This is a genomic window from Alistipes sp. CAG:268 (assembly GCA_000434235.1).
GTDB classification, from domain to species: Bacteria; Bacteroidota; Bacteroidia; order Bacteroidales; family Rikenellaceae; genus Alistipes; species Alistipes avistercoris.
In genome coordinates this window covers 1-6027 of sequence record FR892021.1, presented here as the reverse complement: position 1 = coordinate 6027, position 6027 = coordinate 1, and the positions used below count along the sequence as shown (strand labels likewise).

The 6027-nt window shown below is 60.7% G+C and carries 7 protein-coding genes and 1 pseudogene; 6 read left to right on the top strand and 2 right to left on the bottom strand.

Annotation, left to right across the window (positions count from 1 at the left end; translation table 11 throughout):
• Positions 1 to 255: 255 nt before the first annotated feature.
• On the bottom strand, positions 256 to 1371 hold the full coding sequence (gene meaB, locus QZL63_RS10120) for a methylmalonyl Co-A mutase-associated GTPase MeaB (protein ID WP_022309183.1): 1116 nt from the start codon (positions 1369 to 1371) through the stop codon (positions 256 to 258).
• A 5-nt stretch (positions 1372 to 1376) separates the two neighbouring features.
• Positions 1377 to 1838 (bottom strand): hypothetical protein, encoded by a 462-nt coding sequence (locus QZL63_RS10115; protein ID WP_022309182.1) that lies wholly within the window; start codon positions 1836 to 1838, stop codon positions 1377 to 1379.
• Between the two features lie 315 nt (positions 1839 to 2153).
• Here QZL63_RS10115 and mce point away from each other — a divergent pair, with 315 nt between their 5' ends.
• From mce to QZL63_RS11765, 6 genes and pseudogenes are all read left to right on the top strand, one after another.
• Entirely contained in the window at positions 2154 to 2564 is a 411-nt protein-coding gene (gene mce / locus QZL63_RS10110) for a methylmalonyl-CoA epimerase (protein WP_022309181.1), read from the top strand.
• Positions 2565 to 2577: 13 nt separating this feature from the next.
• Positions 2578 to 4143, top strand: a complete 1566-nt coding sequence (locus QZL63_RS10105; RefSeq protein ID WP_022309180.1) for an acyl-CoA carboxylase subunit beta — start codon at positions 2578 to 2580, stop codon at positions 4141 to 4143.
• Positions 4144 to 4158: 15 nt separating this feature from the next.
• Positions 4159 to 4515 carry an OadG family transporter subunit gene (locus QZL63_RS10100; protein ID WP_022309179.1) on the top strand — a complete coding sequence of 119 codons (357 nt, stop codon included), beginning with the start codon at positions 4159 to 4161 and terminating at the stop codon, positions 4513 to 4515.
• Between the two features lie 11 nt (positions 4516 to 4526).
• The gene (locus tag QZL63_RS10095) at positions 4527 to 4988 is read left to right on the top strand and encodes a biotin/lipoyl-containing protein (protein WP_022309178.1); all 462 of its coding nucleotides are present in this window, start codon (positions 4527 to 4529) and stop codon (positions 4986 to 4988) included.
• Between the two features lie 3 nt (positions 4989 to 4991).
• Positions 4992 to 5822, top strand: a pseudogene (locus QZL63_RS10090) (sodium ion-translocating decarboxylase subunit beta); the annotation flags it as partial.
• Positions 5823 to 5886: 64 nt separating this feature from the next.
• Positions 5887 to 6027 (top strand): sodium ion-translocating decarboxylase subunit beta (locus QZL63_RS11765; protein WP_290587057.1); only part of this gene is annotated, 141 nt, incomplete at its 3' end.

Here is a 6027-nt window from a genome sequence, read left to right as displayed (position 1 = left end):
CGGGCACGCTGGAGTTCGTTACGGCCGTGAGCGTCATCGCCGCGCGGGTGGTCTCCGTGCGTTTCGGGTTCAGCCTTCCGTCGCTCAAGCAGGCTCCCGGCGAGTCGGCGAAATAGCGGGGCTGCCGTTCCGCACCAGCCGACAGGCTGCGCGGCTCGGCAATCGGCAAGGGCAATAGGGCAAGACAAAAGGCATCCACCTCTGCGGGCGGATGCCTTTTCCGTATGTCCGCGGCTTCTGCGCGGGACCGGGCGCCTATTTCAGGTCCTTGAAGTAGAGGTCCAGCAGCTCCTTGGCGGCGACGAACGACGAGATCTTGTCGTCGAGCACCCGCTGTTCGTATTCGGCGATCTTGCCCTCGACGGCCGGATCGCGGTAGAAACTGCTGCGCAACGCTTCGTTGATCGTCTCGTACATCCAGTACTTGTTCTGCCGGTTGCGGTTGTGCTGGAAGTAGCCGTTGGCGTGGATGTGGTCGAGGTACTCCTCGACCCCCTTCCAGACCTCCTCGAGCCCGGTCTGCGCCACCGACGAGCAGGTGTAGACCTTCGGGCGCCAGCCCGACTCGGGCACGGGGAAGAGCCGCAGGGCTCCCTGGAACTGCGTCTTGGCCAGTTCGGCCTTGTGGACGTTCTCGCCGTCGGCCTTCGTGATGACCATCATGTCGGCCATCTCCATGATGCCGCGCTTGATGCCCTGCAGTTCGTCGCCGGCACCCGAGATCTGCAGCAGCATGAACATGTCCACCATCGAGTGTACGGCCGTCTCCGACTGCCCGACCCCCACCGTCTCGATGAAGACGACGTCGAATCCCGCGGCCTCGCACAGCACGATTGTCTCGCGCGTCTTGCGTGCCACGCCGCCCAGCGATCCGGCCGACGGTGAGGGGCGGATGAAGACGTCGGGGTTGTGGCAGATGCTCTCCATGCGGGTCTTGTCGCCGAGGATCGAACCGCCGCTGCGCTCCGACGAGGGGTCGATGGCCAGTACGGCCAGCTTGTGGCGGAGCGAGGTGACCATGTTGCCCACGGCCTCGATGAAGGTCGATTTGCCGGCTCCAGGAACCCCCGTGATGCCGATGCGCACCGAGCGTCCGGCGTGGGGCAGGCAGCGCTCGATGATCTCCTGTGCCTGCGCATAGTGGGCCGGATTCGACGACTCGACGAGCGTGATGGCCTGCGAGAGGGTGGTGATGTTGCCCGCGAGGATGCCCGAGACATACTCGTCGGTGGTGAGTGCGCGCTTCTTGCGCCGCGTGAAGTAAGGGCTTATGATCGGCTGGTCTTCAACACCTTCGGCAACGTTGAGCGCCGTGTCGTGATGCGCGTCCGCGTACTCTTTCTCGTAGTGGTTTATTTTCGTGAAGGACATGGTTTTTATCGGGTTGATTCTTGGATCGTTTCTTCGTCGAACTGGAGCGTGTTGCCCATCCACAACGCGCGGTTGCGGCGGTCGGTGAGCACGCCGAAGGGGACGTAGCGCACGCCGAAGAGCTCGAAGCCACGTGCGGCGTCGAGCGCTACGCCGATGCGCTCCGAGAGGTAGGGGCGCAGCATCCGGGCGACCTTTTCGTGCTGTTCGCGGGTGACGACGACGATGCGCAGCCGTTCGCCCTCGCGCCGGGAGAGATCGCGCAGCCGCTCGAGCGACTTGACGCCCGCCGGCGACGACGAGTGGAAAAACTCGATGTAGGTGAGCGGTGCGGCCTCCGGCTGCCGGTCGTCGAGCCAGGCCGCGATCCGGAACTCGGGAACGCGCTCGCCGAGGGCGATCTCCTGTCCCGATGCGGCGGCTCCGAATGCCATCGCGGCCAGCGTGATAAGTATCGTTTTCTTCATGGACGGCCTCGTTTTACACCGGAAAGATAGCGTTTTTCTCGAAGATGCGCAATTTTTCGGCGTGTTTTCGCTTGCGACCCCCCCCCTGCGGCGGGGTTTTACTCTTGTTTCGCAGAACGGGACGCGTGGCCTTTGCAGACACTTTCCGCGAATTCCGGAGCTGAAAAAACGCCAAAAAAAGTCCGCCGAATTTTGGCGAATCCCAAAAGAATCTCCTATCTTTGTGTGCGCAAAAAATAAAGTGTCTCTTTTGACGGAAAAAGCATCGCGGAAAATCATTCACCGAAATATTCACCAATTTAAATTTCATCAGTTATGAAAGTATCGCATATCGAGCATCTCGGCATCGCCGTGAAGAGCCTCGATGAGGCAATTCCCTACTGGGAGAACGTATTGGGCCTGAAGTGCTATGCCATCGAAGAGGTTGCCGACCAGAAGGTCCGCACCGCATTCTTCATGCTGGGTCAGACCAAGATCGAGCTGCTGGAGCCCACCTCCGAGGACTCGACGATCGCCAAGTACATCGAGAACCGCGGCATCGGTATCCACCACATGGCTCTCGCCTGCGAGAACATCGAGGAGCAGCTGGCCGACGCTGAGGCAAAGGGTATCCGTCTGATCGACAAGACGCCGCGCAAGGGCGCCGAGGGCATGACCATCGCCTTCCTGCACCCGAAATCGACGCAGGGCATCCTGACCGAACTTTGCGAAAACAAGAATAAATAATTTTTCCCCGATTATGAGCGAAATTCAGAATAAGATCAACCAGCTGATCGAGAACCGCGAGACCGCGCGGCTCGGCGGCGGCCAGAAGCGTATCGACGCGCAGCACGCCAAGGGTAAGTACACGGCCCGCGAACGTATCGAAATGCTTCTCGACGAGGGTTCGTTCGAGGAGTTCGACATGTTCGTGACGCACCGCTGCTATGATTTCGGCATGGACAAGAGCCACACCTTCGGTGACGGCGTGGTGACCGGCTACGGAACGATCGGCGGCCGTCTGGTCTACGTCTTCGCACAGGACTTCACGGTGACGGCCGGCTCGCTGTCGCTGTCGATGTCCGACAAGATCTGCAAGGTCATGGACATGGCCATGCGCAACGGTGCCCCCTGCATCGGCATGAACGACTCGGGCGGCGCCCGTATCCAGGAGGGTGTGAACGCCCTGGCCGGATATGCCAACATTTTCCAGCGCAACGTGATGTCGTCGGGCGTCATCCCGCAGATCTCGGCCATCTTCGGCCCCTGCGCCGGCGGTGCCGTCTATTCGCCCGCGCTGACCGACTTCATCATCATGAAGAAGGAGACCTCGAACATGTTCCTCACGGGCCCGAAGGTCGTGAAGACCGTGACGGGCGAGGATGTGACCCAGGAGCAGCTGGGAGGCGCCACGATGCACACCACCAAGTCGGGTGTGGCCCAGTTCGCCGTCGATACCGAGGAAGAGGGCATCGAACTGATCAAGAAGCTCATCTCCTACATTCCGCAGAACAACATGGAGGATGCTCCGCTGGCCGTCTGCACCGACCGCATCGACCGTCTGGAGGACTCGCTCAACGACATCATCCCCGACAACGCCAACAAGCCCTATGACATGGCCGAGGTCATCCGCGCCATCGTCGATGACGGCGAGTATCTGGAGTCGGCTGCCGGATATGCCAAGAACATCATCACCTGCTTCGCCCGCTTCAACGGACAGTCGGTCGGCATCATCGCCAACCAGCCCAAGTTCATGGCCGGCGTGCTCGACATCAACGCCAGCCGCAAGGCCGCACGTTTCGTGCGTTTCTGCGACGCGTTCAACATTCCGATCGTGACGCTGGTCGATGTGCCGGGCTTCCTGCCGGGTACGACCCAGGAGTACGGCGGCGTGATCACCCACGGCGCAAAGCTGCTCTTCGCCTACTGCGAGGCTACCGTGCCCAAGATCACCGTCACGCTCCGCAAGGCCTATGGCGGCGCCTACATCGTGATGTCCTCGAAGCACATCCGCGGCGATATCAACTACGCATGGCCGACGGCCGAGATCGCCGTGATGGGTGCCAGCGGCGCCGTCGAGGTGCTCTACGGCAAGGAGCTCAAGGAACTGGCCGACAAACCCGAGGAGAAGGCCAAGTTCATCGCCGAGAAGGAGAAGGAGTACAACGACAAGTTCTCGAACCCTTACAATGCAGCCCGCTACGGCTACATCGACGATGTGATCGAGCCGCGCAACACGCGTTTCCGCATCATCCGTGCGCTGCAGTCGCTCGCCACGAAGCGCCTGCAGAACCCGCCCAAGAAGCACTCGAACATTCCCCTGTAATAAATCGGCTTGACTATGAAAATGTTGATCGCAATGGACTGGGGTTGGTCGGAGATGCTGTGGGTGGCGCTCATCAGTATCTGTCTGGTGTTCGTCGTCCTCATCCTGCTGGTCTTTGTCATGAAGGGTTTCGGTTCCGTTTTCGGAACCAAGACCGAGGTCGTGGCCAAGACTGCTGCCGGCAGCAAACCCGTTGTTGTCGGACAGATTCACGAAGAGGAGGTGGCTGCCATCATGACCGCCCTCAAGATCTTCGGAAGCGCCATGCACGACCGCGAGTCGGAGGTGCTGACCATCCTCAGCATCAAGCGAGCCTACTCGCCCTGGAATTCCAAAATTCACGGTTTAACCCAGATGCCTGACAGAAAATAGATTGAACAAATATGAAAGACTACTCTTTGAAAATCAACGGACAGAATTACAACGTGCAGATCGATGACGTAAACGAGGATTCGACCGCGGCACGTGTAATCGTCAATGGAACGGCATACGAGGTGGAGATTGCCGGCGCGAAGGCTGCCGCCACGTCGAAACCGCAGGTCGCTCCCGCTCCCAAGGAGGCCAACAGCGCGATGATCAAACCCGCTACGGCCGCTCCTTCGCCCCGCCTGAACGCCGTGGCTCCCAGCTCGGGCTACACGGTCAAGTGCCCGCTGCCCGGCACGGTGCTCTCCGTCAAGGTCGCCGTGGGCGATACCGTATCGCGCGGCCAGACCCTCGTGATCCTCGAGGCCATGAAGATGGAGAACAACATCGACGCCGACCGCGAGGGCCGCGTGAAGGAGATCTGCGTGCAGCAGGGTGCTACCGTCATGGAGGGTGATAACTTAATCGTCATCGAGTAAGCCATGTGGACATTACTGACCTCCAACTCCGATTTCGTGTGGAACAGCCTGCGTGATTTCGCGGGTTCCACCGGAATCGCGGGTTTCTTCGCCGACCTGGGCTGGGGAAGCGCGGCCATGATCCTGGTTGCCTTCTTCCTGCTCTACCTGGCCATCAAGCACAAGTTCGAGCCGCTGCTGCTGTTCACCATCGCCTTCGGCATGCTGCTCACGAACCTTCCTGATGCCAACCTCTACCATACCGAGCTCTTCGCCGGCGGTCATGTGCACTGGGATATCTTCGTCGCCAATGCCGGACTGCTCGACTACCTCTACCTGGGTGTCAAGCTCGGTATCTATCCCTGTCTGATCTTCGTCGGCGTGGGCGCCATGACCGATTTCGGCCCGCTGATCGCCAACCCGAAGAGCTTCCTGCTGGGCGCTGCCGCCCAGATCGGTATCTTCGCCACGTTTCTCGGAGCCTACGCCCTCGGCTTCTCGCCCGAGCAGGCCGGTTCGATCGGTATCATCGGCGGCGCCGACGGCCCGACGGCCATCTACCTCACGTCGATGCTGTCGCCCGAGCTGCTTGGCCCGATCGCCGTGGCCGCCTACTCCTACATGGCCCTTGTGCCGGTGATCCAGCCGCCCATCATGCGGATGCTCACCAACGAGAAGGAGCGAAAGATCCGCATGCAGACGCTGCGTCCCGTGTCGAAACTCGAGCGTATCCTCTTCCCGATCGTCATTACGGTCATCATCGCACTGCTGCTCCCGAGCGCTGCGCCGCTGATCGGCTGCCTGATGCTCGGTAACCTGATGAAGGAGTGCGGCGTCGTGGATCGTCTGAGCAAGACGGTGCAGAACGAGCTGATGAACATCGTGGTCATCTTCCTCGGTCTGACGGTCGGCGCTCTTCGTGGGCCGAGCGGCCGCCGCTCCGCCGCCCGCCGAGGCGTTCCTGAACTTCCGTACGCTGGGCATCCTGCTCCTCGGCGTTATCGCCTTCTGTCTTGGTACGGCAGGCGGCGTGCTGCTCGCCAAGCTGATGAATGTCTTC

Bases quoted from the DNA above. Each gene is read 5' to 3' on its own strand.
- QZL63_RS10100 (WP_022309179.1), top strand. From the start codon at position 4,159: ATGAAAATGTTGATCGCAATGGACTGGGGTTGGTCGGAGATGCTGTGG.
- QZL63_RS10095 (WP_022309178.1), top strand. From the start codon at position 4,527: ATGAAAGACTACTCTTTGAAAATCAACGGACAGAATTACAACGTGCAG.
- mce (WP_022309181.1), top strand. From the start codon at position 2,154: ATGAAAGTATCGCATATCGAGCATCTCGGCATCGCCGTGAAGAGCCTC.
- QZL63_RS10105 (WP_022309180.1), top strand. From the start codon at position 2,578: ATGAGCGAAATTCAGAATAAGATCAACCAGCTGATCGAGAACCGCGAG.
- QZL63_RS10115 (WP_022309182.1), bottom strand. From the start codon at position 1,838: ATGAAGAAAACGATACTTATCACGCTGGCCGCGATGGCATTCGGAGCC.
- meaB (WP_022309183.1), bottom strand. From the start codon at position 1,371: ATGTCCTTCACGAAAATAAACCACTACGAGAAAGAGTACGCGGACGCG.